Source organism: Micromonospora deserti (assembly GCF_003236335.1).
Taxonomy (GTDB): Bacteria; Actinomycetota; Actinomycetes; order Mycobacteriales; family Micromonosporaceae; genus Micromonospora; species Micromonospora deserti.
The window spans coordinates 1-2,979 of sequence record NZ_POUB01000437.1 but is presented as its reverse complement, the minus strand read 5'-3'; the positions used below and the strand labels follow the sequence as shown (position 1 = coordinate 2,979).

3 protein-coding genes and 1 pseudogene are annotated in these 2,979 nt (G+C 74.6%); 2 read left to right on the top strand and 2 right to left on the bottom strand.

Features of this window, described 5'->3' with window-relative positions; translation table 11 throughout:
* Positions 1–210, top strand: a pseudogene (locus C1I99_RS34380) (glycosyltransferase family 9 protein); the annotation flags it as partial.
* A complete protein-coding gene (locus C1I99_RS30790; protein WP_111137659.1) occupies positions 194–1,177 on the top strand; it encodes a DNA topoisomerase IB in 984 nt (327 codons plus the stop codon). The pseudogene C1I99_RS34380 and the gene C1I99_RS30790, both read left to right, overlap by 17 nt.
* 179 nt (positions 1,178–1,356) lie before the next feature.
* Here C1I99_RS30790 and C1I99_RS30785 read toward each other — a convergent pair whose 3' ends face one another.
* Together C1I99_RS30785 and C1I99_RS30780 are read right to left on the bottom strand one after the other, a co-directional pair.
* A complete protein-coding gene (locus tag C1I99_RS30785) occupies positions 1,357–2,427 on the bottom strand; it encodes an AraC-like ligand-binding domain-containing protein (protein ID WP_111137658.1) in 1,071 nt (356 codons plus the stop codon).
* Between the two features lie 64 nt (positions 2,428–2,491).
* Positions 2,492–2,979, bottom strand: a 488-nt coding sequence (locus tag C1I99_RS30780; RefSeq protein ID WP_199562456.1) for a TetR/AcrR family transcriptional regulator C-terminal domain-containing protein, incomplete at its 5' end; no start/stop codon positions are given.

Here is a 2,979-nt window from a genome sequence, read left to right as displayed (position 1 = left end):
GTCCTGTTCGGCCCCGAGTCACCGACCCGATGGGGCCCACCCCCCGACCGCCCCTGGCACCGGGCCCTGTGGGCCGGCGAGCGGGATTGGCCCAGGTGGAACGGGGTAGGAACGCACCCGGCGTTGGCGGCCGTCGGGGTCGACGAGGTGCTGGCCGCGGTGGACGAGGTGGAACGGGTGGTGCGGGTCTCCGGTGCGGTTGCGGCGTAGTGATCCGGGCAGGCCGGGGTACGGACGCCGCCGGCGCGGCACGCGCTGGCTCTTCCTCGACCCGGCCGGCGAGCCGGTCCGCGACCCGGACGACTTGGCCCGGCTCCGGGGCCTGGTGATCCCGCCCGCGTGGCAGGACGTGTGGATCTCGCCCTACCCGAACGGGCACATCCAGGCCACCGGCATCGACGCGGCCGGCCGCAAGCAGTACCTCTACCACCCGCTGTGGCGGCAGAAGCGGGACGAGGCGAAGTTCGACCACGTCCTGGAGGTGGCCCGCCGGCTCCCGGTGCTGCGCGAACGGGTCGGGCAGGACCTGACCGGCCGGGGCCTGAACCGGGACCGGGTGCTGGCGACGGTCACCCGGCTGCTGGACATGGGCACGTTCCGGGTCGGCAGCGACCAGTACGCCGCCGGGGACGATCCCACCTTCGGCGTGTCCACCCTGCGCCCCGAGCACGCCCGGTCGCGGCGGGGCTGCGTGGTCTTCGAGTTCCCCGCCAAGGGCGGCATCGAGCAGGTACGCCGGATCGAGGACCCGGAGCTGTGCCAGGTGCTGACCAACCTGCGTCGCCGGCGGCGGGGCGCGGACCGGCTCTTCGGGTACTGGGACGGCCGGGCCTGGCGCGACGTGCGCAGCGACGAGGTCAACGACTACCTACGCGACGCAAGCGGCGGGGAGATGACCGCGAAGGACTTCCGGACCTGGCACGCGACGGTGCTGGCGGCCACCGAACTGGCGACGGTCGGGTCGCAGCGGTCGGCCACGGCGCGGAAGAGGACGGTGGCGGCGGTGATGCGCGAGGTCGCGGAACTGCTCGGCAACACCCCGACCGTGGCGCGTACGTCCTATGTAGACCCGCGGGTGGTCGACCTCTACCACGACGGCGTGGTCGTGCCGGTGGACCCGAAGGCGCCGCGCGAGGAGACCGAACGGGCGGTGCTGGAGCTGATCGAGGAGGCCTGACCGGCCCCGCCGTTGATCCTGGGGGAAAGCGCGACGGAGCCGGGGTCCAGGATGTCCGGTGGTCACCGGGCGACCGCCCGCCGTCACTCGCGGACGGCGGGCGCCTCGCCGCGGCCCCCGTTGGCGGCCCGACCCGGGCCGGCCGGGATGGCTCGGACGGGGGTCGACCGCGTTGGATCTCAGTCTGCCCGCTCCGGGTTGACCGTGGAGGCCGAGCAGTTGTCGATCCGTGCCTGCTCCGCCTGATCGGCGCGCCACGCCTGCGGGCCCACCCCGTGCGCCGCCCGGAACACCCGACTGAAGTGGGCGGGGTCGGTGAAGCCCCAGCGCCGGGCGATCCGGTGCACCGGCAGGTGCCGCATCAGCGGGTCGGCCAGGTCACGCCGGCACCCGGCGAGGCGTCGCCGCCGGATGGTGGCGGCGACCGTCTCCCGCTCGGCCGTGAAGAGCCGGTGCAGCGTACGCAGCGACAGGTGGTGCGCCTCGGCGACGGCCCGCGGGGACAGGGCCGGGTCGCCCAGGTGCTGGTCGATGAAGGCGCGGATCCGGGCCAGCGTGGCCTGTTGCCGGACGTCGACCGGGAGGTCGTCCTCGGCGTCGAGGTGGTGGGCGAGCAGCGTCGCCACCAGGCTGAGGGTGAGGTCGGCCAGGCGGGGCGCGTCCGTGGCGCGGAACTGTTCCGGGTGGCGGGTGATCCGAGTGAGGTGCTGCGCCAGCAGGGCGCCAGGTCCTTCCGTTCCTGACATCCTGGTCGCGGTCAGCCGGTCGACCCGGTCCGGGTGCACCGGCAGCAGCGACCGGGGAATGGTGACGGTGACCGAGGTGGCCTGCTCCTGCCCGCCCCGGATGCTGTGGTGGGCCAGCCGGTGTGGCCGGCCCCAGTCGAGCAGGGTGATGTCCCCGCCGCCGAGCTCGGTTTCCCGCCGCCGGGCACTGATCGCGCTTGCCCCGCTGAGCGTCAGCGCGATCTGGTAGAGCTCCGGATCCGACTGGCGGATCAGCCGGGGCGTGCGGTGGCCGGTCAGCGACTGGTAGCGGAACCCGGTGAGCGTGACGCCGCCGAGGTCGACGATGCGGGAACCGGCCCGGAAGTCGGCGACGTGCTCGCTGACCAGGGCGATCGGCGCGGCGGCCCGGGCCGCCAGGTCCAGGAAGTACGGCCACCGGTCGGCGGCCGGCAGGCCGGTGGTGTCCAGGATCTCCGGGCGCAGCGCCGTCATCACCACCTCCCGGTTGGTGCGCGGCCCCATTGTCGACGAGGAGGGGCCATCTCCGCAGCCCGGTAACCCGCCGGCGGTGCCGATTGCCGGGTGCTCAACCGTTCGCGCGGGCCCGGATCAGGGCCTCGATGCCGTCGAGCACCCGGTCGAGGCCGAAGCGCCACTCCGCGTCGAACTCCTCGTCGTCCTCGGCGATGTCCTCGGCCAGCAGCTGCCGGATCTCCGGGTAGGGGCCGTGCCGGGTCAGCCGGGCCAGTTGCTGCCAGTAGCGCACGCCGACCTGGTCCGGGCTCAGCCCCGCCCGGGCCGCCGCCTCGATTATGTCGGCGGTGAGCGTGCCCCAGTTGCGGGCGTACCCGCTGACCAGCAGGACGGTGGAGAGCCGTTCGGTGCCGCGCAGGCCGGTGCCGCGCAGCGCGGCCAGCCCGTGCTCCATCCAGCGCACCTGGTTCGGGCCCATCGGGGGGCCGCCGACGGGGACGTGCCGGGTCCACGGGTGGCGGTGGATGGTGGCCACGTTCGCCGCCGCCCAGCGGGCCAGCGCCGGCCGCCAGCCCTCGTCCTGGGCGCGGGGGGCGGGTG

What these genes read in the sequence shown, in the direction of transcription:
- C1I99_RS30785 (WP_111137658.1), bottom strand. Translation starts at nt 2,427, where the DNA reads ATGGGGCCGCGCACCAACCGGGAGGTGGTGATGACGGCGCTGCGCCCG.